The organism is Bacillus sp. 1780r2a1 (genome assembly GCA_024134725.1).
In the GTDB taxonomy this organism is placed as follows: Bacteria; Bacillota; Bacilli; order Bacillales; family Bacillaceae_H; genus Priestia; species Priestia aryabhattai_A.
Genome location: CP099863.1, coordinates 357,459 through 381,513 on the forward strand (window position 1 = coordinate 357,459; position 24,055 = coordinate 381,513).

General features: G+C 38.1%; 22 protein-coding genes and 1 riboswitch. Of the genes, 14 read left to right on the forward strand and 8 right to left on the reverse strand.

All coding sequences use genetic code 11. From position 1 onward, the window contains the following. Positions 1-12: 12 nt before the first annotated feature. Entirely contained in the window at positions 13-498 is a 486-nt protein-coding gene (locus NIZ91_01920; GenBank protein USY55464.1) for a hypothetical protein, read from the reverse strand. A 222-nt stretch (positions 499-720) separates the two neighbouring features. Between NIZ91_01920 and NIZ91_01925 the strand changes: the two genes are divergently transcribed. Both NIZ91_01925 and NIZ91_01930 read left to right on the forward strand, forming a co-directional pair. Beyond that, positions 721-1,890 (forward strand): endonuclease, encoded by a 1,170-nt coding sequence (locus tag NIZ91_01925; protein ID USY55465.1) that lies wholly within the window; start codon positions 721-723, stop codon positions 1,888-1,890. Positions 1,891-2,007: 117 nt separating this feature from the next. Continuing rightward, a complete protein-coding gene (locus NIZ91_01930) occupies positions 2,008-3,645 on the forward strand; it encodes a family 14 glycosylhydrolase (protein ID USY55466.1) in 1,638 nt (545 codons plus the stop codon). Between the two features lie 39 nt (positions 3,646-3,684). Here NIZ91_01930 and msrA read toward each other — a convergent pair whose 3' ends face one another. Further along, positions 3,685-4,200 (reverse strand): peptide-methionine (S)-S-oxide reductase MsrA, encoded by a 516-nt coding sequence (gene msrA, locus NIZ91_01935; GenBank protein ID USY55467.1) that lies wholly within the window; start codon positions 4,198-4,200, stop codon positions 3,685-3,687. A gap of 348 nt (positions 4,201-4,548) precedes the next feature. Between msrA and NIZ91_01940 the strand changes: the two genes are divergently transcribed. Then, positions 4,549-5,856 carry a transcriptional regulator gene (locus tag NIZ91_01940; protein ID USY55468.1) on the forward strand — a complete coding sequence of 436 codons (1,308 nt, stop codon included), beginning with the start codon at positions 4,549-4,551 and terminating at the stop codon, positions 5,854-5,856. 47 nt (positions 5,857-5,903) lie between these two features. Beyond that, on the forward strand, positions 5,904-6,734 hold the full coding sequence (locus tag NIZ91_01945) for an amidase (GenBank protein ID USY55469.1): 831 nt from the start codon (positions 5,904-5,906) through the stop codon (positions 6,732-6,734). Positions 6,735-6,941: 207 nt separating this feature from the next. Here NIZ91_01945 and NIZ91_01950 read toward each other — a convergent pair whose 3' ends face one another. Then, positions 6,942-8,498 carry an ATP-binding cassette domain-containing protein gene (locus NIZ91_01950; protein USY55470.1) on the reverse strand — a complete coding sequence of 519 codons (1,557 nt, stop codon included), beginning with the start codon at positions 8,496-8,498 and terminating at the stop codon, positions 6,942-6,944. A 241-nt stretch (positions 8,499-8,739) separates the two neighbouring features. Here NIZ91_01950 and NIZ91_01955 point away from each other — a divergent pair, with 241 nt between their 5' ends. Next, positions 8,740-9,675 carry a D-2-hydroxyacid dehydrogenase gene (locus tag NIZ91_01955; GenBank protein ID USY55471.1) on the forward strand — a complete coding sequence of 312 codons (936 nt, stop codon included), beginning with the start codon at positions 8,740-8,742 and terminating at the stop codon, positions 9,673-9,675. Positions 9,676-9,801: 126 nt separating this feature from the next. Further along, the gene (locus NIZ91_01960; GenBank protein ID USY57068.1) at positions 9,802-10,866 is read left to right on the forward strand and encodes a nitric oxide synthase oxygenase; all 1,065 of its coding nucleotides are present in this window, start codon (positions 9,802-9,804) and stop codon (positions 10,864-10,866) included. Positions 10,867-10,978: 112 nt separating this feature from the next. On the opposite strand, the gene NIZ91_01965 is transcribed toward NIZ91_01960, so the two are convergent. Continuing rightward, the gene (locus tag NIZ91_01965; GenBank protein USY55472.1) at positions 10,979-11,110 is read right to left on the reverse strand and encodes a YflJ family protein; all 132 of its coding nucleotides are present in this window, start codon (positions 11,108-11,110) and stop codon (positions 10,979-10,981) included. Between the two features lie 148 nt (positions 11,111-11,258). Then, positions 11,259-11,708: an Rrf2 family transcriptional regulator gene (locus tag NIZ91_01970; GenBank protein USY55473.1), complete on the reverse strand. Its 450-nt coding sequence runs from the start codon at positions 11,706-11,708 to the stop codon at positions 11,259-11,261. A 231-nt stretch (positions 11,709-11,939) separates the two neighbouring features. On the opposite strand from NIZ91_01970, the gene hmpA reads away from it, so the two are divergent. The 4 genes from hmpA to NIZ91_01990 all read left to right on the forward strand — a co-directional run bounded on the left by hmpA (position 11,940) and on the right by NIZ91_01990 (position 17,046). Continuing rightward, complete coding sequence (gene hmpA, locus NIZ91_01975; GenBank protein USY55474.1) at positions 11,940-13,142, forward strand: NO-inducible flavohemoprotein; 1,203 nt, start codon at positions 11,940-11,942, stop codon at positions 13,140-13,142. 72 nt (positions 13,143-13,214) lie between these two features. Then, positions 13,215-14,504 carry a SidA/IucD/PvdA family monooxygenase gene (locus tag NIZ91_01980; GenBank protein ID USY55475.1) on the forward strand — a complete coding sequence of 430 codons (1,290 nt, stop codon included), beginning with the start codon at positions 13,215-13,217 and terminating at the stop codon, positions 14,502-14,504. 563 nt (positions 14,505-15,067) lie between these two features. Next, positions 15,068-16,399, forward strand: coding sequence for a sodium:alanine symporter family protein (locus NIZ91_01985; protein USY55476.1), 1,332 nt, complete (start codon positions 15,068-15,070; stop codon positions 16,397-16,399). Between the two features lie 131 nt (positions 16,400-16,530). Next, entirely contained in the window at positions 16,531-17,046 is a 516-nt protein-coding gene (locus NIZ91_01990) for a type 1 glutamine amidotransferase (GenBank protein ID USY55477.1), read from the forward strand. A gap of 13 nt (positions 17,047-17,059) precedes the next feature. Here the strand turns inward: NIZ91_01990 and NIZ91_01995 are convergent, their stop codons facing one another. Then, positions 17,060-18,271 (reverse strand): MFS transporter, encoded by a 1,212-nt coding sequence (locus tag NIZ91_01995; protein ID USY55478.1) that lies wholly within the window; start codon positions 18,269-18,271, stop codon positions 17,060-17,062. A gap of 438 nt (positions 18,272-18,709) precedes the next feature. Here NIZ91_01995 and NIZ91_02000 point away from each other — a divergent pair, with 438 nt between their 5' ends. Continuing rightward, positions 18,710-19,417 carry a CAP domain-containing protein gene (locus tag NIZ91_02000; GenBank protein USY55479.1) on the forward strand — a complete coding sequence of 236 codons (708 nt, stop codon included), beginning with the start codon at positions 18,710-18,712 and terminating at the stop codon, positions 19,415-19,417. A 283-nt stretch (positions 19,418-19,700) separates the two neighbouring features. On the opposite strand, the gene ade is transcribed toward NIZ91_02000, so the two are convergent. Next, positions 19,701-21,434 carry an adenine deaminase gene (gene ade / locus NIZ91_02005; GenBank protein USY55480.1) on the reverse strand — a complete coding sequence of 578 codons (1,734 nt, stop codon included), beginning with the start codon at positions 21,432-21,434 and terminating at the stop codon, positions 19,701-19,703. A gap of 77 nt (positions 21,435-21,511) precedes the next feature. Next, positions 21,512-21,613: riboswitch (purine riboswitch) on the reverse strand. A gap of 184 nt (positions 21,614-21,797) precedes the next feature. Then, positions 21,798-22,025, reverse strand: a complete 228-nt coding sequence (locus NIZ91_02010; GenBank protein USY55481.1) for a DUF1128 domain-containing protein — start codon at positions 22,023-22,025, stop codon at positions 21,798-21,800. Positions 22,026-22,173: 148 nt separating this feature from the next. Here NIZ91_02010 and NIZ91_02015 point away from each other — a divergent pair, with 148 nt between their 5' ends. From NIZ91_02015 to NIZ91_02025, 3 genes are read left to right on the forward strand one after another with little or no spacing between them, the layout of a single operon-like run. Continuing rightward, on the forward strand, positions 22,174-22,647 hold the full coding sequence (locus NIZ91_02015; GenBank protein ID USY55482.1) for a low molecular weight phosphotyrosine protein phosphatase: 474 nt from the start codon (positions 22,174-22,176) through the stop codon (positions 22,645-22,647). A gap of 23 nt (positions 22,648-22,670) precedes the next feature. After that, a complete protein-coding gene (locus NIZ91_02020; GenBank protein USY55483.1) occupies positions 22,671-23,015 on the forward strand; it encodes a YtxH domain-containing protein in 345 nt (114 codons plus the stop codon). Between the two features lie 15 nt (positions 23,016-23,030). Then, positions 23,031-23,867 (forward strand): YihY/virulence factor BrkB family protein, encoded by an 837-nt coding sequence (locus NIZ91_02025; GenBank protein ID USY55484.1) that lies wholly within the window; start codon positions 23,031-23,033, stop codon positions 23,865-23,867. The last annotated feature ends 188 nt before the right edge of the window (positions 23,868-24,055 follow it).

Consider the following 24,055-nt stretch of genomic DNA (forward strand, 5'->3'; position numbering starts at 1 on the left):
TTTATTTATAAATTAACCTCGTAAGCGGCTAAATCCTTCATCCATTAAATAGTCTTCTGCTTCTTCATATGACTCAAACGCCGCTTCTAAATTTAAGCCTGCATAAATATTCCATAATGAATCTTCATGTACAAGCAATAATGTAGCTCCTTCAGGACCATGCCAGCGTTGTTCGCGCCCATCTCCGATTACCGCCTCTTCAATCATTTCCTGCTCAGGACGGTGTGAAAGACTATTAATTGACTGCTCGATAATTGTACGTAGCTCTTCTTGTGAAAAATCACGGATGTTTACAAGCCCTTTATCATTTGTGTCGTATTCAGAAAGGTGACCAGCATATACAAATCCGTTTCCGTTTGGATGCAAGTGATACACGATATTCTTTTTATCATAAACACTTTCATTGTATTGAAAATTTACGCGTCCAAGCGAAACATCTTTACGCTCTAGTTCAGAGAAAGACGTAATAACGGATAGTTTTTCGTCAAAAGTAAGCATTCATTAACCTCATTTCAAATTAGACTGTCTAGTCTATAATTTCTACATTCGGTTGATTATATCATACTTCATTTGAAAGACGCAGACCTTTTCTATGAGAAGAAAGACTTGTAAAGAAGATTGATTCCTTTTCCCTAGAAAATTTAACAAATTCCTACAAAAATTTTAACGTTTGAAATTTATAATAAAAAGAGTCAAATAATAACTCTATAGGGGGAAAAAATGTTGAAAAAAAGTTCAGCTCCTTTATACAAGGTACTGTTTCTAGTTACTCTATTAGTAGCACTAGTCATTAGCGGTCTGCCACTGCAGCATTCAAAGGCTGCTACTGCGATTGGCGTCTCACAAGCTGTCTCATTACAAAATAACGCAATTCAAACAGTAGAAGGATACGTTGTCGGGCAACCAACTAGTACAACCACAGTTTTAACTAGTAATTATCCAAACGACTATGCACTAGCAATTGCGGATACACCAACTGAAAATAATCCAGCTAAAATGCTTTATGTTCAAATTCCTTCTACGTTTCGTTCAGGCTTTGGACTCCAAACGAATCCAACGCTAAAGGGAAAGAAAATTTCAGCAACTGGGAATTTAACAGCTTATTTTTCACATCCAGGCTTAAAAAATGTAACGATGATGTCAAAGGAAACAAGCGGTACGACTAATCCAACGGAACCAACCAATCCACCTGCTTCGTCGGTTGAAGAATACTATTCATCTGCTGAAGGAAAGACGGGTACTGCATTGAAATCAGCATTACATAATATCATTGATGACCATACAGAAATCTCATATTCAGCAGTATGGGATGCACTTCGCAAAACAGATGAAGATCCTAATAACTCAAATAATGTAATCTTACTGTATACTGGGCGTTCTCAAGGGAAGTTTACAAATGGTACAGGGATAAATGATTGGAACCGCGAGCACGTGTGGGCAAAATCACATGGTGACTTTGGGACAACGATGGGAGCAGGAACAGACATTCATCATCTACGTCCAACAGATGTTACAGTTAACAGCACGCGTAACAATTTAGACTTTGATAATGGCGGCAAAGAGCATACTGAAGCGCTAGGCAACTATTATGACAGCGATTCATGGGAGCCCCGCGATGCAGTAAAAGGTGACGTGGCACGTATGCTATTTTATATGGCTGTCCGTTATGAAGGGGATATAAGCGACGAACCAGATTTAGAGTTAAACAACTTAGTGAACAATGGAAGTGCTCCGTATCATGGGAAGCTATCAGTGTTGTTACAGTGGCATCAGCAGGATCCTGTAGATGCTTCAGAGCGCCGTCGTAATGAGATTATCTACTCAGATTATCAGCATAATCGAAATCCATTTATTGACCATCCTGAATGGGTAAGCGCTATTTGGAACTAACAAGATAAGAAATCAGTGCATGACTCTTCATGCACTGATTTTATTTTTCTTAGCAACAGGATTTAAAAAAAAGAAGCCGAATATAACCTATTGGATTTAAAAAATAGGGGGAATTGTATGTACAAGCCAATTAAAAAGTTTGCATCACTTATTGTTTTGTTAAGTTTTGTTACCGCTTTCATATTAGCGCCAACCAATAGCCAAGCGGCGGTAAATGGACAGTCGTTTAACTCGAATTACAAGACCTACTTGATGGCACCGCTAAAGAAAGTAACGGAGTTTACTACGTGGGAAGCTTTTGAAAATGACCTTCGCAAGGCAAAGCAAAATGGGTTTTACGCCGTGACAGTAGATTTTTGGTGGGGAGATATGGAGAAAAACGGTGACCAGCAGTTTGACTTCTCTTATGCACAGAGGTTTGCACAGGCAGCTCGAAATGCTGGAATAAAAATGGTGCCGATTATCTCGACACACCAATGTGGTGGAAATGTAGGAGATGACTGTAACACACCTCTTCCTTCATGGATTTGGAATACTAAAACGGATGATAGCCTATATTTCAAATCAGAGACAGGTACAGTAAACAAAGAAACAGTAAATCCATTAGCGACAGATGTGATTACAAAACAGTACGGGGAGCTATACACAGCGTTTGCGCAAGCGTTAGCACCGTATAAAGACGTTATTCCAAAGATTTATTTATCAGGGGGACCAGCTGGTGAGCTTCGCTACCCTTCATACACAGCTGCTGATGGCACAGGCTATCCTTCTAGAGGGAAATTTCAAGCATATACTAATTTTGCAAAATCAAAATTCCAAACGTGGGCTGTTAACAAGTATGGTTCGTTAGCAGGTGTAAACCAAGCATGGGGGTTAAATTTAACATCTATATCGCAAATTTTACCGCCTTCAGATGGAAATCAGTTTTTAAAGGATGGATATAGCACAAACTATGGAAAAGATTTTCTAGAATGGTATCAAGGAGTTCTGCAAGACCATGCGAAGCGTATTGGAGCATTAGCTCATCAAGCATTTGATCCGGTGTTTAATGTACCTGTAGGAGCTAAAATAGCAGGAATACACTGGCAATATAATAACCCAACAATGCCTCATGCTGCTGAAAAGCCAGCGGGTTATAATAACTACAGTACATTATTAGACTCATTTAAAACAGCCAAGCTAGATTTAACGTTTACATGCTTAGAAATGGTCGATAGCGGCACATATCCTGAATATTCAATGCCAAAAACGTTGGTAAAAGAAGTTGCAAGCCTAGCAAATGCAAAAGGGATTGTGTTAAATGGTGAAAATGCTTTAAGTATCGGAAGTGAAGAGCAGTATAAACGCGCAGCTGAAATGACATTTAACTATAACTTTGCGGGCTTTACGCTTTTAAGATTCTATGATGTTATTAATAACTCAACACGTATGAGTCAGTTTAATCAGTATTTAAATATAAAACCGATTGCACAAACCATGGTTGTTAAAAATGCACCTACAGCGCCTGGAGAGAGTGTTTACATCGTCGGAGATCGTCCTGAACTTGGACAGTGGGACACAACTGCTTATCCAATTAAGCTCTCTTACAACTCAACGTACGGAGATTGGAGAGGAACTGTTAATTTCCCAGCCGATCGAAGCGTTCAGTTCAAAGCGATTATCAAGCGATTAGATGGCTCAGTAAAATCATGGCAACCAACCCAGCAGTATTGGAATGTCCCAGGAACATCTACAACATATACGAATAACTGGTAAAAATCAAAGCACCCACGCTTTAACGTGGGTGCTTTGATTTTATTTCCAATTCTCTTTAATAAACTCATCGCGGCCAGATTTAGCACGATCTTCTTTATAGTGTTTAGGGTTTTTCTTATGAAAATCTTGGTGATAGTCTTCCGCTGCGTAGAATTCAGAGGCAGGAAGAATCGCTGTCACGATAGGATCCTTAAAGCGACCGCTGTTAGCAACGGCTTGCTTTGATTCTTCTGCTTCAATGCGTTGTTGTTCAGTATGGTAAAAAATTGCTGTTCGATACTGAGGACCACGATCTTGGAACTGACCGTCTGGATCAGTAGGATCAATTTGTGGCCAATAAAGATCTAATAAGCGCTTATAAGGAAATACGTTCGGATCAAAAGTGATTTGTACAGCCTCATAATGGCCGGAAGTACCTGATTTTACCTGTTCATAAGTTGGATTGTCTACGGTACCACCTGTGTATCCTGATACAATACCATGAATGCCTTCTAGTTCATCAAAAGGTGTAACCATACACCAAAAGCATCCACCTGCAAATGTTGCTTTTTCCATATAAATCCCTCATTCTCTTTATAATTATGTTCTGTATTATAACAAAACAGAGCTCATAGAGCGAATAATTAATTTACCTAATAGGTTGTTGGCAAGGAAGAATTTATGTAGCAAAAAAACAGTTAGCTATGAATAGTTGAGAATGCGGAAGAGTAAAGAAGAAAAAAGTGATAAAATAAAAAGGATATGTGCCTAGCTTATATACCTGCTAGCAGTCAGTTATGCATAATCACAAGCGTACTAAATTCGTTTTTATAAGTCACATAAGAAGTATAAACTGAATAAGTGCCTAGTTATCCACAAAAGAAGTGGATAAATATGAATAAATATACAATAGGAGAGTAAAAAATGATACAAGATAACCTCATCCTAGAGCATTATGGATTAAATGAGCTGAACTTTGAAACAATTAAAAGCTATCGAGATAAGTTTGCAGCAGTAAAGCCGGATCATCCTTGGAACGTCCTTGAGACTAAAGAGTTTCTTTATAAGATAGGGGCATGGGGGAAAGCGAGAGACACTCATAAAGAAGGTGTAACGCTTGCGGGGCTGCTTATGTTTAGTGAAGAAAGAATGATCACAGAAGTTTTACCACAATACTTTTTAGAGTATCGAGAAAGTGATGTACAAGGTGGATGGAATGAGCGGTTTACGTCCCAAGACGGTACGTGGTCTGGAAATCTATATGACTTCTACTTTTATGTTACAGAGCAGATTCATAAACACCAGCAAAATAGTGAGATCGCTTCCTCATTAGTTGAGGTAGTGACGAATATGTTACTGCATGCAGACTATAATGGAGAAGGTGGATTAACATTCGAATACAATCAGCATAGCTGTGTATTCTCTAATCCAGGTTTATTTCGAATCCCTGTGGATAAAGTGTTCATAACCAAGATGAGTAATTTAAGAAATCCACATTTATTTAAGCTCTTTCGGCTACTAAATTTATGTGAACGTTCTGGCAGTGGCTTAACGGTTCTTCACGATAAATGGGAATCATATGGCTACAAGCTTCCAACCATTGATCAAGATGTCTATCTAAAGAGGACAACACTCACTCTACCTATGTCTTTTCTAGAAGGACAAAAAGAGATTGAAAATCTAAAGAATGCAACTCTATCGTTTAATAGCAATACGGGAAATAAAACAGAAGATGTCGAATCGACCGTGGAATTTGTTGAAAAAAGAAGCTCCTATAATAAAGTTGAAAACTCCTACAATAAAGATAAAACGCCTTTAATAGAGGAGTTAGAAGGATTAAATAGAGGAGTTATTCCTGTTATTAAAGGAGATAACCCCTATAATAAAGAGGTTAAGTCCTATAATAAAAACAAATACTCCTATAATAAAGAAGAAATTCCAATTTCAAATTTAGAAGATGAAAATAGTGTTTTATGGAATCTAGCTGAAATAGCAAGGCGTAAAAAGCGTCTAAGCCCAGTCAAAATGGAAGAAGTAATTGTTTCTCTTTGTGAACAACAGCCTCTTATGCTGAAAGATTTGGCTCACTTACTAGATCGAACGCCTGATGGAGTAAGAAACAATTACTTATCTAAAATGTTGCGCAAAGGCAAACTTCAGCTTAAATATCCTGAACAGCCTAACCATCCAAAGCAGGCTTACTTAATAGAAGATCATAAAAGGGAGGAATAAGTGTGAAGTGAAAAGTTGTTGGTTTACTTGTAGGAATGTTCGCTTTATTGAGTTCAATGAGTTGTGCTGCTAGCAGTGGTGAAGAAGTATATGATTCCTCTTTTTCAACATGGCTGTGGGATACGACGCGGATTGAACAGGATCCAGCGCAGCTAGTAAAAGATATTCAAGAAAAGCGAGTAAATCGTGTATATCTGCAAATTAACTCTGAGATACCTATCTTGGCCTATCAACGCTTTATAAAAGCCGCAAGCAGTAGCGGAATAACTATTTACGCTTTAGATGGTGATCGTACATGGGCAACATCAGGTCAATCAGATTATGAAGCTTTTTGGAAATGGATTGGACGCTACCAAGAAGAAGTAGCAGTTGATGAACGCTTTAAAGGCGTTCATCTAGATGTTGAGCCGTATTTATTGTCAAATTGGAAAGAGAATCAGACGCAAATTGTTCGTGCATACGAAGACATGATAAGAGACGCTGCTGATCAATCTAAAGCGCTTCAGATGACAATAGGAGCTGATATTCCATTTTGGTTTGATGAAATCGATTCAATCACTGAATCAGATAGCCTTGCTTACTCCGTTATTAAGATGGTTGATGAAGTAACAATAATGGCTTACCGCAATAAAGCAAAAGGAGAAAATGGGTTTATTGAGCTTACAAAAAATGAGCGTAGGTGGGGCTCATTGCTTTCAACTTCTATTGAAATTGGATTGGAAACCATGCCTTCAAAAGAAGGGAAGTTTATTTCGTTTGCTTCTAAAGGCGAGTCAACTATGATGCAAGAAATTCAAGAAATGATCTCTATAGTAGGTGATACATCCACTCGTTTCAGCATTCATCATTTTGACAGTTGGGTGAATATGAAAAAATAAGCCGGCTAGCTATTAAAGCTAACCGGCTTGTCCAATTAGGGGAGAATATGATTCTAGTATGGTCGGATGTAGAGAAATTTATACATAGCGTATTCATAAAAACTAAAAAAAGTAACCATCCGAAAATGGTTACTCGATACAAAGGGGGGGGAACTTACTAATAGCATTCCCGCTTTTGTCCTTTATATGCACATGGTGATGAAAAAATTAAAATAATTTTGTTGTCCACGTTTCACAGTTCCATACGTCCGTTACAACGTCTTCATAAAACTCAGGTTCGTGACAAATAAGCAGAATACTTCCTTTGTATTCTTTTAAAGCACGTTTTAATTCTTCCTTAGCATCTACGTCTAAGTGGTTGGTAGGCTCATCAAGAACAAGAATGTTGGTTTCATTGTTAATAAGCTTACAGAGGCGAACCTTTGCTTTCTCTCCACCACTTAATACCTCAACTTTACTTTCGATATGCTTCGTTGTTAAACCGCATTTTGCAAGTGCGGCGCGAATTTCATACTGCGTAAAGTGGGGAAACTCGTTCCAGACTTCTTCAATACATGTGTTATAGTTGGCTGTTTTGATTTCTTGTTCAAAGTAGCCAATGTGCTGGTAGTCTCCTTTTTCAACAGAACCAGACAACGGTTTGATTTCACCTAAGATACTCTTTAAGAGCGTTGTTTTACCAATTCCGTTGGCACCAGATAATGCGATTTTCTGACCACGCTCCATGCGAAGGCTCAGTGGTTTTGATAGAGGCTCGTCATATCCGATGACTAAATCGGTTGTTTCAAAAATTAGCTTGCTGGATGTACGTGCAGGTTTGAAGTTGAATTCTGGTTTCGGACGCTCTTGAGCAAGCTCAATAACCTCCATTTTATCAAGCTTCTTTTGTCGAGACATAGCCATGTTTCGTGTCGATACACGAGCTTTGTTGCGAGCAACAAAATCTTTTAAATCAGCCATTTCTTGCTGTTGCTTTTTGTAAGCCGCTTCTAGCTGCTGCTTTTTCATTTCATAGATTTTCATAAAATCATCGTAGTCACCTACATAGCGATTCAACTCTTGATTTTCCATATGATAAATAAGATTAATAACGCTATTTAAAAATGGAATATCATGCGAGATTAAAATAAATGCATTTTCGTATTCCTGTAGGTAACGTTTCAACCATTCAATGTGTTGCTCATCTAAATAGTTGGTAGGCTCATCGAGTAAAAGAATTTCTGGCTTTTCTAACAAGAGCTTCGCAAGAAGGACTTTTGTACGCTGTCCACCACTTAAATCTTGCACATCACGCTCTAATCCGATATCTTCTAAACCTAATCCTCTAGCAATTTCTTCAACCTTAGCATCAATGACATAGAAATCATTATTCGTTAACAAATCTTGAATTGTGCCTACTTCTTCAAGAAGCTTCTCTAGTTCTTCAGGAGAGACGTCAGCCATTTTTTCATATAATCCGTTCATTTGTGCTTCTAAGTCGAATAGGTATTGAAACGCGCCTTTTAAAACATCACGAATCGTTAATCCCTTTTCAAGAGAAGTGTGCTGGTCGAGGTAACCAACGCGAACTTTTCTAGACCATTCAACTTTCCCAGCATCCGGCTCGAGTTTTCCTGTAATAATGTTCATAAATGTTGATTTACCTTCGCCATTTGCTCCGATTAAACCTACGTGTTCACCTTTTAACAGCCGAAACGAAACATCATTAAAAATTGCGCGATCACCAAAGCCATGACTTAAATTTTTAACCGTTAGTACGCTCATGTTTACACACCTTTTCTATTTAAAATCAATCGATGATTGTTTATCTATCAGTAATCCACCCCCGATTATAGCGAAATTAGAGCGAGAAATCTATGCTAATATTATGACATCCAGTAACATGAGGTGTTTAAATGCTTGTTTTAGAAAAATAGAATAGATAAATGGTTTGGACTCGATTGTTTCTATTTCATCCTTCATAATAAGAAGCATGAATATAGGTTAACGCAAAGGGGAGAGGACAGTGGAGCTTCAAAATATTTTGGTCACAAGCCGCATGTATAAAGAATTAGAGAGTATCATTGAAAAAGAAGATAAGCGAGGAAAAGCTTTTCGATATGTTGATGAAAAACATATAAAGGATGAGGACTTAAGGTGGGCAGATGCTTATGTTAGTTTTTATCCTGTTGAAAACTTTGCTTTTCATCAGTTAAAGTGGGTTCATTCTCTAGGGGCAGGTGTGGATCGCTATGTTCAATTAGATAGCTGGAAAGAAGATGTACTTTTGACACGCACTGTTTGTTCATTTGGAGAGAGAATGAGCGAGTATTGTTTAAGCTATATGCTGAGTGAACTTCAGTACCATGCTGCTTTTCAAAAAGCGCAGAATAAAAAGAAATGGCAACCATTGGAACCCATTTTATTATCAACCCAAAAAGTTGTTATTTATGGAACTGGTGAAATTGGACAGGCTATTGCAGAGATGTTAAAACAGTTTGGAGTCCACGTAACGGGAGTTTCTCGAAGCGGCACAAGAAATCAACGCTTTCATCAAGTTGTGACAGCTGGTGATGAAGCATCGTATTTACAAGAAGCAGATTGGATTATTAACACACTGCCGCTAACGCCTGAAACGAATCATATGTTTAATGCGGAGTGGATGAATATTTTACAAAGTGCATACTTTATTAATGTAGGAAGGGGCGCAACAGTTGATGCGGTAGCACTTATAGAAGCGATCAATAAGAGAAAAATTAAAAAGGCCTTTTTAGACGTATTTGAAGTAGAACCGCTACCTGAATCTGATATGCTATGGGAGCATAAAAACATCGTAATCACGCCTCATATTTCAGCTGTTACAACGCCTGAAGAAGCAGTTGCTTGTTTCTTAGACACCTTAGACAGAATTGAAGCGGACAAACCTTTAGAAAATAAAGTAGACCTTAATCGAGGATATTAACGTATAAAATAAACATTGTAAAAAGCTTTTAATTCAAGGTAATGGTATACTGAAGAATGCTTACGGTTTAACAAAAGCAAGAAGTTGTTCTTCTAGGAGTGAACAAAATTGAACAAACAAGACTTGATGATAAAAGCGAGTGAATTTATTCACCTTTGTTATACAGAGCTTGATAGAACCCACGAAACTGCTGAGCGTTTAGCGCAGATTCAAAGAGAAATTGAAGAAACAGGAACGTATACTCATACATTTGATGAGCTTGAACATGGTGCCCGAATGGCTTGGAGAAACAGTAATAAGTGTATTGGGCGCTTGTTTTGGCAGTCTCTTCATGTGTTTGATGAGCGTGAAGCATCAACTGTTGAAGAAGTACGCGATGCTCTTTTTAAGCATATTGAGTATGCAACTAACGATGGGAAAATTCGCTCAACAATTACAGTTTTCAAACCAAAAATAGGTGAGAAAGAGCCGGTACGAATCTGGAATCACCAGCTTCTGAGGTACGCGGGCTATGAAATGGAATACGGCCAGCTTGGTGATGCGGCATCCAATGAGTTTACAAAAGTGTGCCAAGAGTTAGGTTGGGAAGGGGCAGGTACGCACTTTGATTTACTTCCTTTAGTTATTCAAGTGGATGAGAAGAAGCCACAATGGTTCTCGATTCCTAAAGAACTTGTCAAGGAAGTCATTATTACACACCCAGAGATAGCAGAATTTGCTGACCTACAGCTTAAATGGTATGGAGTGCCAATGATTTCTGATATGAAGCTAGAAATTGGTGGAATTGAATATGTTGCAGCACCGTTTAACGGCTGGTATATGGGTACAGAAATTGGTGCACGTAACTTAGCGGATACAGATCGTTATAATATGCTTCCTAAAGTGGCTTCTATTATGGATCTAGATACTCGCTATAATGCAACGTTATGGAAGGACAAAGCGCTTGTTGAACTAAATGTGGCCGTCTTGTCTTCTTTTAAAGAGCAAGGGGTCAGCATTGTTGACCATCATACAGCTGCTCAGCAGTTTCGCTTATTTGAAGAGCGTGAAGAGAAAAATGGACGAGAAGTAACGGGGAACTGGACTTGGCTCATCCCACCCGTTTCACCAGCAACTACGCATATTTTTCACAAGCCTTATAAAAACAAGGTGCTGTCACCAAATTATTTTTATCAGAAAAAACCATATTAAAAGCCACGAGAGTATGATTTCTCGTGGCTTTTATTTTCTTATAGAAAGAATATGTTCTTTATTTAGCGGTTTGACGTTACCAAAGCCGCGGAAAATTAGTTAATGGTTATGCTTATCTTTTGTGCTTATCAAGTAGATTAGCAAGTACATACGTTTTGTACTTTTCAATTTTACGTCCTTCATGGTGTCGTACACCATTTCGTTTTAATTGTTCAACGTACCAACCTTTACTTCCTACGTGCATCCTATAACACCCTTTCTTCTCATTTGTAGTTACACAGCTGAACAGAATGAGGTTCATTGTCTGCTTGAATGGAAGAGCTTTGTCTTTCCAATCTGTGTGCCATTGTAACATCTTTTAAAATAAGAAAAAAGGGGGTGAAATCAATTTTTTAATCGAGCTGCTGACGGGATAACAATAAGAAATTTAGTTCATCTTTATTTGTGATTAAGTCTTCAAGCGTATAACTATCAAGTACTTTAATAAAAGCCTGCATAGCCTCGTAAAGCACATGTTTAAGCTTACATGAAGGAGAAATGGTGCATTTATTGAGTTCATTGTTAAAACATTCAACAATATGAAAGTCTTCTTCAGTTTGGCGCACGACGGAGCCAATATTAATTTCTTTAGGGTTTTTTGCCAATCGAATGCCGCCTTTACGTCCGCGAATCGTCTCTATTAATCCAAGCTTTCCTAGTTCATGAGTTACCTTCATAAGGTGATTTTTTGATATTTGATAAGCATCGGCAATTTCTTTAATATTGCTTAAGCTTTGACGATCTCGAACAGCTAAGTAAAGCAGCACACGTAATGAATAGTCTGTATACTGTGTTAGCCTCATAGTCTCACGCTTCTTTCTTCACCAACTGTAGTAATCATATCATGCCTGTTTGCGAGAGGAATAGCAAGTTGCTCTTTTTTATACACATCACTAATTTGTGAATTATTTATTACGCTTTTCAGAAATAGCTATTTTTTTCAAAAATTTTAGGTTATTATAAAGATGTATTTTTGATACATCTTTATAATTTAAAACATATATATTAAATATATCTTTTAGGGGGACAACAAAATGAATCAGCATGAAATTGATATTGTGAAAAGTACGGCTCCTATTTTAGCTCAGTATGGTGAACAAATTACAACCTGTTTTTATCGCAATTTATTTGAAGCTCATCCTGAGTTATTAAACGTATTTAATCGTACAAATCAAAGAACAGGGCGTCAACAAACTGCTCTTGCTAACACGGTGTATGCAGCCGCACAGCATATTGATCAGCTCCACGTATTAGTTCCGGTTGTGAAGCAAATTGCACATAAACACCGAAGCATTGGGGTGAAAGCTGAGCATTATCCAATTGTAGGTGAGTTTTTACTTGGTGCTATTAAAGAGGTCCTTGGAGACAACGCAACTGATGATATTTTGGAAGCTTGGAAAGAAGCATACGGAGAAATTGCTGCTATTTTTATCACTGTTGAAAAAGAGATGTACAAACAAGCTGAGCAAACTGATGGTGGATGGGGTGATTATAAACCGTTTGAGGTTGCTAAGAAAGTTAAAGAGTCGAGTGATGTGTATTCTTTTTATTTAAAACCAGTGGATCAAAATCCGTTACCTTCCTTTGTACCAGGACAATATGTAAGTATTCGTGTTCAAGTGCCTTCAGAAGAATATACGTCTATTCGTCAATATAGTTTATCTCATACTTGGGAGCAATCGTACTATCGCATTACGGTAAAAAGAGAGCTGCACGTAGAAGAAGGAAAGGTTTCAGCTTACTTACATGATCACTTAGAAGTAGGTGGCCAAATTGAAGTGAGCGCGCCTGCTGGTGACTTTGTTTTAGAAGGAAGTTCAGGACAGCCAATCGTCTTAATTAGCGGAGGAGTTGGCATAACGCCAACAATGTCAATGCTGAAAAAAGCTATTGAAGAGCATCAAGATGTTACGTTTATTCATGCAGCTAGAACGAAAGAACAGCATATTTTTAAAGAGGAGCTAGAGGAGCTTTTCGCTAAGCATCCGTTTAGCTACCATGTAGCATATAGTGGTGGGGATGTAGATGCTGACAAAACGTATGACCAAAAAGTTGGACGTATTACTCAAAAGGATTTACAAAAGTGGTGCAAAGACCCAGAAGCTTCTTTTTATATTTGTGGCTCACCATTCTTTATGGAAGAAATGATTAAAAGCTTAAAGATAATAGGAGTGAAAAGGAAAAACATTCATTTTGAAGCCTTTACCCCTAAAATGAGCGTAGCGATAGCTGAATAAATTTATGTAGAACGGGTAAAAAGCTAACAGGACTATAAACTGCTAGCTTTTTTGGTGAAAGGGAGTTTTTGAATGAATGAACAAGTATATGATGTGATTGGAATTGGTATTGGTCCATTTAATTTAGGACTTGCTGCGTTAATCGAGCCGGTTGAAGAAATAAGTGCAGTGTTTTTTGATAAAGAGGAGAACTTTGAATGGCATCCAGGTATGTTAATTAACGGAACAGATTTGCAAGTACCATTTTTAGCAGATTTAGTTACGTTTGCTGATCCGACTAGTCCCTACACGTTCTTAAATTATATCCATAAGCAAAAGCGGATGTATCCATTTTTCTATTTTAATCGATTTGATATTCCAAGGCAGGAATATAATGAGTATGCTAAGTGGGTAGAAGCTCAGCTTAATTCGTGCCATTTTCAACACGAAGTTGTTGATGTAAAGGATCACGAATATGGATATGAAGTAACGGTGAAGCAGACGAAGAGTAATAAAGAAGAGCTATTTTATGCGAAGCATGTGGTGCTAGGAACAGGTGCAGTCCCGTTCGTACCAAAAGGCCTTAAGTATTCCTTGGGAAATGATGTTGTACATAGCAGTTCATATTTACAACACAAAAAACATTTGCAAGAAGGGCATCATATTACCGTCGTTGGTTCTGGTCAGAGTGCAGCAGAGATTTTTTATGATCTTTTAGAAAATCAGCCTACATATGGCTATCATTTGAGCTGGTTTACCCGCTCTTCAAACTTTCAGCAATTGGATCAGTCAAAGCTTGCTCAAGAGCTATTCTCACCAGATTATGTTCAGCATTTTCACAGTCTACCTTTTAAAGAAAGAATGCAAGCATTAGAAGATTTAAATCCTTTACGAAATGGGATTGAAGCTTCTACTCTTCAGCACATTTATGATTTAATGTATCATCGCTCAATTCAAGGTGAGGTTCCAGTTACGATCCGAGCTTCAATCGAAGTAAAAGGAATAACAAATAAAGGTGGCTATCATTTACATTGCCGCCAAAAGCAAACGAATAAAGAATTCTCTTATGAAGCTGATCGAGTGGTTCTTGCAACGGGTTATAAGCCACATGTACCAAAGTGGATGGATAGATTTCATCATGAAATTGAGTGGGAAGATGATAAACGCTTTAAGGTAATGAAAGACTATCGTTTGCAGTTCAAAACTCCTCGTGACCATCACATATTTACATTAACAAATATTGAACACTCCCATGGTTCAAGCGCAACAAACTTAGGGTTATCTGTTCAGCGCAATCAATGTATCATTAATACAATTGCGGGGAAAGAAATTTATCCTGTTTCCTTTAACACGACCTTTCAACAATTCAATTTACCTGAGTGAGAGTGTGACCTAATTACATGAATGCTTCTCTAAAGAAGAATCGGGACTGTTTTAAATAAGTTAAGTTGTTAGAACACGTTCGTTTCATTTTACTACAGGCACTCGTTTTCCGCGGGGAAGAACCTTATCCTCCCCGCTTTGATGCGGGGTCTCAGTTTTTCCTCTAGTTCCCGCAGAAGTCGCATGTCCTACGCTGTATTCCGCGCTTTTCTTAAACTTGTTTTCCAAGTCAACAAATAATGGAATTATAAAAAAAGAGATAACTCTCAATCGTTTAGATATATGATTGAATGAAAGACCTATGAACCAGCCTCATTTTTATGAAAAATGTAAGTGTTTACAGTTAAAAACTTACTTTGTCTTTTTATCTTTTTTCGGTATAATGACATAATTGTGTTCAATAAATCAGGAGTTTTGTCTCAGTATTGTCAAAGGATATGGTTCGGTGTCTATCGCATCGACACTTCTACCTTCTACTTTGAGATAACAAAGTAGAAGGTAGAAGTGTGGATAAAACATACATGTTGATTTAACCATTATAGTATTTGAGGTGAGTAGAAAAAGTGAACATATCAGAATTTGTAAACAGCATAAATGGTTTTTTATGGGGACCATTTATGATTACATTTTTATTGGGAATTGGTATTCTTTATACGTTTCGTTTAGGGTTTATCCAAGTAACAATGCTCAAGCAAGCATTTGTTCAAACGTTTGGCGGAATGTTTAAAAAGAACCCCGATAATAAAGATGGAATATCTCCCTTTCAAGCGTTGGCAACATCAGTTGCTGCTCAAGTTGGAACAGGGAATTTAGCAGGTGTGGCAACAGCCATTGCTCTTGGAGGGCCTGGGGCCATCTTTTGGATGTGGATTAGCTCATTTTTCGGCATGGCCACGATTTTTGCAGAGGCGGTTCTTGCGCAAAAATATAAAGAAGAAAAAGATGGCCAGATTGTTGGAGGACCGGCTTATTATATCCGAAAGGGCGTAGGGAGCAAATGGTTAGCAGGCTTTTTTGCCGTGTCTATTATTATTGCGCTCGGGTTTATCGGAAATATGGTGCAGTCAAACTCCATTGCGGCATCATTTGATACGTTTAATATTCCACGCGTCGCTGTAGGAATTGTTGTTGCAGTGCTAATTGGCTTTATTATTTTTGGTGGAATTCAGCGGATCGCAAAAATTGCTGAGTTTGTTGTGCCGTTTATGGCGCTCTTCTATATAGGAGGAAGCTTAGTTATCGTATTTGCAAATTTCTCTGGAATCGTGGATGCATTTGTATTAATCGTAGAATCAGCGTTTAACCCCACTGCTGCCACTGGCGGTGTTATCGGGGCAACGATTAAAGAAGCGATTCGCTATGGGGTTTCAAGAGGTCTATTTTCGAACGAAGCAGGGATGGGTTCAACGCCTCACGCTCACGCTGCGGCAAACGTAAAACATCCTGCTCAACAGGGATTAGTGGCAATCATGGCCGTTGTAATCGATACAGTCATTATTTGTACCCTAACGGCTCTCGTTATTATTATGACTAAATCCTATGAAACGGGCTTAAATGGTATCCAGTTAACTCAGGAAAGCTTCACAAGAGGTCTCGGCGAGTTTGGCCATCCGTTTATTGCAATTTGTCTATTCTTCTTTGCTTTTACAACCATTTTAGGTTGGTATTACTTTGGAGAAAATAATATCAATTATCTGTTTGGAAAAAAAGGAATTAGCGTTTATCGTGCGCTTGTACTACTTTTTATCGTTTTAGGATCTACTTTAAACGTTACGCTTGTATGGGACTTGGCTGATACATTTAATGCATTAATGGTTCTTCCAAACGTAATTGCGCTCTTCATTTTGAGCCCTGTTGTAGTTAAAATTTATAAAGAATATAAGACAAAATGGTAAAGCTTTGCGATCAGCAAAGCTTTTTTTATACATATCGTTCTTAAATTCCATGTTTAAGGTGAAAGGACAGGGGTACATTATTTATAGAACAAAAGATATTACACATAGAAATAAAGGAGTTGCTTGTTGAGATGAGTAAAAAAATCGCAGTATTAGTAACAGATTTATTTGAAGATGTGGAATACACAGATCCTGCAAAAGCATTAAAAGAAGCAGGTCATGAGTTAACAACGATTGATGTTGAAGGTGGAAAAACGGTAAAAGGTAAGCAAGGGGAAGCAACGGTAAGCATTGATAAAGGCATTAAAGAGGTAAAGCCTGAGGAATTTGATGCTTTATTCTTACCAGGAGGCTTTTCACCTGATATTCTGCGTGCTAACGATGATGTTGTTGCATTTACAAAAGCATTTATGGATGAAAAGAAGCCAGTAATGGCGATTTGTCATGGCCCTCAACTTTTAATTAATGCGGATACGTTAAAAGGTCGCGATATTACAGGCTATAAGTCAATTGCAATTGACTTGAAAAACGCAGGCGCAAACTTCCATGATAAAGAAGTTGTTGTATGCCAAAACCAACTAGTTACAAGCCGTACGCCTGATGATCTACCTACATTTATTCGTGAATCAGTAAATGTATTATCGTAAAAATAAAAAGCGCTCAGCTGAGCGCTTTTTTCTTGTTTAAGGTGACTTTTTGCCGCGTTTGTTGATACCAAATGTAAAATAGGATAGTAAGAACAATAGACACGATCCCAAAAGCAACCGTCATTAACTGAAAACCAATGCTATCTAGCAAGAACCCTGTTGTTAAAAGCACCACTTGAAAGACGATACGCTCAAGCATATTACGGAACGAAAAAAAGCGACCATGAAAATCTTTTGGGACCGTTGTTTGAAAAATTGTTGCTGCTACTGGGAAGAAACAGCCGACGGCAAATCCAAAGATAGTAAAGGCGGTAATTGTGATAACAGAGCTTGTGGCCATGTAAAGCATGAGCTGCGACACGCCCACAAAAAATGAAAACACAAACAAAATGTGTACTTGGCTCATATATTTAGTGAGCGGTTTAACTGTAAATGCACCAAGCATAAAAGCGATGCCTTCTGCTGTGTAAATCCAACCTTTAATTGCAGCACTATCTTGTAGCTCGCTAATATTAATAACGATTAAGTTAAATCCACCAATAAATAACAAAGGAATTAACAGCATGATAAGCGTAATTGAAACAAGTGGCTCTTGCTTAATTATTGGGAATAAAGTGCTGAAATTCCGCTTTTCTTTAACACGATCTGCAACCTTAGACACGCTATCATCTTCAACTTTTAATAACATAGTTAATAGAAATAGAGCGAGATAAGCAGCGAATGAAAAAAGGTAAAGCATGTGTAAGGGTAAGACAACTAAAAGAGCACCGCCCAGTGCTGTACCTAAAATTCTAGACAGCGTAGAAACATTCATATATACGCCATTTAGCTGAAGTAATTCTTTCTCATCTACAACAAGAGGAAGCGTAGCCTGCAGAGCAGGAAAGTAGAACGCAGCAGAAATTTGAATTAAAATAAGGAAAACAATCATCCAACCAATCGAACCAGTTGCCAATGCAAGGAACATAAATAAGACGCTGATTGTTCGAAGCAATCCTGCTGCTAGCATTACTTTCTTTTTATGTATTTGGTCAGTAAGCTTTCCAGCAAGAGGGCCTAGAGCCACCCCAATGACAATTCCGATGGCTAAGATAATTGATTTCATAAAATCGGAAGGGATTTTAGCCTGCATAAACTCTAGGTTGCCGATAATCCCCATCCATAAACCTAATCCAGCGATTAGCTCACCCGACAGTAAAATCCATACGTTGCGATTTTTCCACATAATATCGTTCCCCGATCATTTTAGTAAGTATATCTACGAAGCACTTCTATTTACTAACTACTTCGTGTTTCTAAATGAATCCACACATTGAATCATATCACAAAACCTTTTTCTTGAATGGTAAAAAAGGATATAAAATGGTCTCGTTCCTATTATTCTCATTCTTTTCTTGTAACGTTTGTAACGCTATATTTACAGTTATATTACTAACGACTTTAATAGAGCAGGCAAAGAGAGGAGAAAAGTGAGGAATACCAACGGCTAACAATGTATTAAAAAAAATTACAAAAAACTCTAGTTAATTTTGGTAACGGAAAAGCGGTTGATTGACTCTATGAATCCATGTAACAATGAATATGCAACGCGAGATTAGCAGATTCATTCTGTAGCGTAGCTGTCTACAAATACAGATATATCATTCAAGGAGGAATTTACAACATGAATAAGAAGTTCCGTATTGCTACAATCGCAGGTGCCGTTTCAATCGGCTTATTAACAGCAGGACAAGCTAACGCAGCTGCACCTGACTGCAACACACCAAAGCAAATTACTATTAAAGATGCTCAAGCAGCACAAAATATAAATGTCGATGAGTTAGTAAAGAAATACAACGCTCAGCCACAAAAAGCTGAAGCAGCAGCACCAGCTAAAGAAGAAGCACAGCCAAAAGCTGAAGCTCAACCACAAAAAGAAGCTGCAAAGCCAGCTCAGCAAGCTGAAGCAAAGCCAGCAGAATCTAAAGATTCAAAAGCTGAAGCAAAAGACGTAAGTGAGTTTGAACAACAAGTAGTTACATTAGTAAACGAAGAGCGTGCGAAAGAAGGTTTAAAACCACTTGAGCTTGACACAGAACTAAGTGACGTAGCTCGTGAAAAATCAAAAGATATGATGGATAAAGGTTACTTTGATCACACTTCACCAACGTACGGTTCACCATTTGATATGATGAAGCAATTCGGTATTAAATATTCATCTGCAGGTGAAAACATTGCAAAAGGTCAAAAAACACCTGAAGAAGTAATGGAAGGCTGGATGAACAGTGATGGTCATCGTAAAAACATCATGAATCCTGACTTTACTCACATCGGTGTAGGTTTTGTTGAAGGAGATTCAACTTACTGGACACAAATGTTTATTTCAAAATAATTCATGACACAAGAAAGCAAGCACAAGAAAGCAAGCAGAAGAAAATCTGCTTGCTTTTTTATGTTTTTTATTAAAGAAAGTCGGGTAAATTAATGTCATAAGACAAGGAAAGGGTGCGATGCACATGAGAAGAGTTTTAAAAAAAATCATAGTGGCTGTATTCCCTATTTTAATGAAAGAAGGCTACCAGTACTATAAAAACCGCAAGAACCGTTCAACAACGTCTACGCGTACGTATAAATAAAAAGCTCACTCTCGTTACGAGAGTGAGCTTTTTTATGAATTAATCTGCTTCTATTCCAATATGCTTAAAGCTTGTAAAGTCAAAAAGTCCTTTATCCGTCAATTTTAAGCATGGAATAACGGGTAAGCTTAAAAAAGATAAAGTAAGTAATGGATTGAAGGCATTGCTAATGTCTAATCCTTTTAACGCTTCATGCAGAACGTGAAGCTCTTTGTTTACTTGTTCGTAAGGGAGAGGAGACATTAGACCTCCAATTGAAAGTGGAAGAGAAGCAAGCACCTTTTCATCCTTCACCAGTACAATTCCACCTTGGATTTTTTCCATTTCTTTAATAGCCATCAGTAAATCCTGGTCATTTGTACCAACAGCAACAACATTGTGAGAGTCGTGGGCAATTGTTGTTGCGATGGCTCCATCTTTTAATTGAAACCCTTTAACAATCCCCAGTCCAATGTTTCCTGTTTGGTGATGACGCTCGGCCACGACTAACTTTAAATGATCTCTGTCTGTATCAATCCTAAATGTTCCGTTTTCAACTACTACTTCTTCCACTACGTGGTTGGTAATAAGCTGATTTGGAATGATTTCAATAATATTTGCTTTATTGTTTTTCATGTTAATTTGTAGCTGTTCAATGGAAATAGATTTTAAATTTACGGAGTGCATCAATTCTTTAGGCTCGCTCGTTTCATTAGACGGTTTAATTACTAGCTGGCCGCTTTTGGCCACCACTTCTCCATTTGTAATAACCGTTGACGCATAAATATTTTCTAATTCATCAAATAGCATGATGTTTGCTTTATATCCAGGAGCAATAGCACCTTGTTGGGCTAATCCGTAGCACTCAGCCGCGTTTAATGAAGCCATTTGAATTGCCATAAAAGGGTCTAAACCTTCACTCACTGCAAGGCGAACGTTGTGGTCGACAGACCCTTCGGTTAGCAAATCATCTAGGTGCTTGTCGTCTGTACAGAATAAGAATCGTCGAACGTTGCGCTCGTTAACAGCCGGAAGTATTTGCTTCAAATCTTTAGCAACAGATCCTTCGCGAATAAGGACATGCATGCCCCGTTGTACGCGTTCTAGTGCTTCATCAGCCGTTACGCACTCATGGTCTGTGGAAATGTGAGCTGTTCGATAAATATTAATTCCTGTTGAATCTAGTCCTGCTCCGTGGCCATCGATTACGCCCTGATGATCTTTTGCTCCCTGAAGCTTAGCAAGCATATCATCGTTTGCGTCACGAACAGCAGGAAAGTCCATAACTTCAGCTAAACCAATCACGCGTTCATGGTTGAAAAATGGTCGTAAGTCCTCTGCTTTTAGGACAGCTCCAGAGCTTTCAAACGGAGTAGCTGGAACGCTTGATGGTAAGTTAACAAGTACTTCAAGCGGAAGGTTTTCAGAGTTTTGAAGCATAAATTCAATGCCTTTTTCGCCTGAAACGTTGGCAATTTCATGAGGATCGGTTACGACAGTAGTAACACCTCTTGGCACAAGAAGCTTTGCAAACTCTTTAGGTGTGACCATTGATGACTCAATATGAACGTGGCCATCAATGAAAGTGGGTGAGATATATTTACCAGTAGCATCAATTGTTTCTTTGCCATCATAGTGGCCAAGGCCGACAATCATTCCATCTGCAATGGCGATGTCTGCTTCAAGAATGCTTAACGTAAACACATCGATGATGCGTCCGTTTTTAATGACTAAATCAGCTGGGATTTGTTTATTTGCAACAGCAATTTGCTTTTTAAGTGAATGGTTTGACATAATGGTTTATCTCCTCTCATTGTGAAACAATGAAGGACTAAAAAGAGTAGAACACCGCTCAGAAGTAATATAGAGGTATAAAAATGTTCAACTCTCGTAGTCCAACTATTTACGGTAGTTTGGTAGAAACTCTTGGACCCTATTTCCAAGATTATACGAGTGTATGCTTATAGGTATTGCGATACATTGTATCTGTATTTTTAACTATCGTCAATTACTCTCGGAAAAGAAAGACTTTTTAAAAAATTCTACTCGTATAATGTTTTAAAGAAAGATAAACAAATGTAATGAAGTGAGAAGAAGCCGTGTAGGTAAGAAAACGCCGTCAATGTACAAGATAGACACTGACGGCGTTTGTGAAGCTTAAGCTTGCTTGCGTAATGCCCCTAATTCTTCTGCAATTGCTTGCATTTCACTTGGACTGAATGAATCTTTACGCATAACCATTTCATATAAATATTTTAAATCCTCGTACATTTCTTCATCAAACGCATCGCCTTTAATTGCACCGATGTTTAACATGCGAAGCTTTTCGCTAATTTGATCAATCATAAACGTAATGTTTTCTGGAGACTTTACTGATAAATCCACTATGTTCATCCTTCCGAGCTTTTTTTTCATTGTAACATGTTTTTATAAGAAGAACACTGTGTTGTCAAACTCTTTGACCAAAAACAGGGTTTTCTTAAATGAAAAGGCTTGTATATAATGTTTGTAATAAGAGAAAGGAGTCGAAACTATGGTTAAAGTACTATTTGTATGTCTTGGAAACATTTGTCGCTCTCCAATGGCAGAAGCAATCTTTCGAAAGCTCGTAAAAGACAAAGGACTTGAGAAGCAAATTGAGGTTGATTCAGCTGGAACAGGAAATTGGCATGAGGGCAAGCCACCCCATGAAGGAACGCTTAGCATCTTAACAGATAATAAAATTGACGTTACAGGTTTAAAAGCGCGCCAAGTTATTGAAGAAGATCTGAATCAGTTTGATTACATTATTGGCATGGACGCTGAAAATGTGGGGAACTTAAGACGTATGGCTGGACATCGTCGTGATGTACGCATTGAACGTCTGTTAGATTATGTCCCACATTTATTCGTTGAGAACGTTCCTGACCCTTATTATACGGGGAACTTTGACGAGGTATACGATCTGGTTACGGCAGGATGTAAGCAGTTAGTAGAAGAAATTATAACAGAGCATAAATTAAGTTAATTAAACAAGAGGAGAGTGAGAATATGAGTCAAGGAAAAAGCAAACTACTTGAAGGGATTATTATTGGAGCAATCGCTGGTGCTGCAATTTCAATGCTTGACAAAAATACGCGTAGAACGGTTATTGAAAACAGTAAAGCTGTTAAAAATAAGACGGTACATATGATTAAACATCCAGATGAGGTAAAGCAAAACCTTCAAGAAAAATATGCTGCCGTGCGTGAAACAATTGAGCAAGTATCCGATGACGTTTCCTTTCTAACGACACAGGTGGAGCAACTTAAGAAAACAACTCCCCAAGTGCTAGACGTAGTAAAAACAACAAAGGAGACTTTCTCACATAAGTATGGCCAAGATGAACAGGAATAATTGAGAGGTGAGCATATGGCCGACACAGCAAAGATTGTAGCTTTTATAAAAGAATTAGCAGCTCGCATTCATAACGATGAACTGCCAAGCCTGTCAGCGGAGCTAGCGTACTATCTGTTGTTATCCCTTTTTCCATTCTTAATCTTTCTCATTACGCTTATTGGCTTTTTACCCGTTCAGGCCCCTGATTTATTAGGGCTTGTTGAAAGTTTTGCGCCAGATCAAGCAATGAGCATGATTGAAAACAATCTAGATAATATTATAGGCTCTCATAACGGAAAGCTGTTATCGTTTGGAATCATCGCGACAATGTGGTCAGCGTCTAACGGAATTAATGCTATTGTCCGAGCGTTTAACCGTGCTTACCATGTACAAGAGAACCGTCCTTTTCTAGTGGCAAGGGGCATGGCTGTATTACTAACGTTTGCGATGATTTTCGTGATTATTGTGGCGCTGTTGTTGCCTGTGTTTGGTCATATGGTCGGCTTTTACCTATTCTCAACTTTTGGGCTATCTGAAACCTTTTTATCACTATGGGCCGCTTCTAGGTGGATTATTAGCGGCGTTATCTTATTTATTGTGTTTATGGGGCTATACTATTTTGCTCCTAATAAGCGCTTGACTTTAAAGAACGTTGTACAAGGAGCTGTTTTTGCAACGATTGGTTGGACAGTTGTGTCGTTTATTTTCTCTTATTACGTTAATAATTTTGGAAACTATACGGCGACATACGGAAGCTTAGGCGGCATTATTGTGTTGCTGATTTGGCTGTATTTATCAGGGATGATTATTGTCATTGGTGGAGAAATTAACGCCATTTTTTATGAGCGAAAAAAAGCAATCAAAGCATAAGGCGAAGACCCTATTTGCACATATTGGTATGAGACGAAGACTGGAAAGTGGGCATACTAATAGTGAAATGAAAGGGGGATTTACCATGACAAAACATACGAAAAAAGACGGAAGTAACACAAAACAAAACAAGAAAAGTCATCCAAAACATAAAACAAGCAACAGCCAAAATGGACAAAACGGTTACC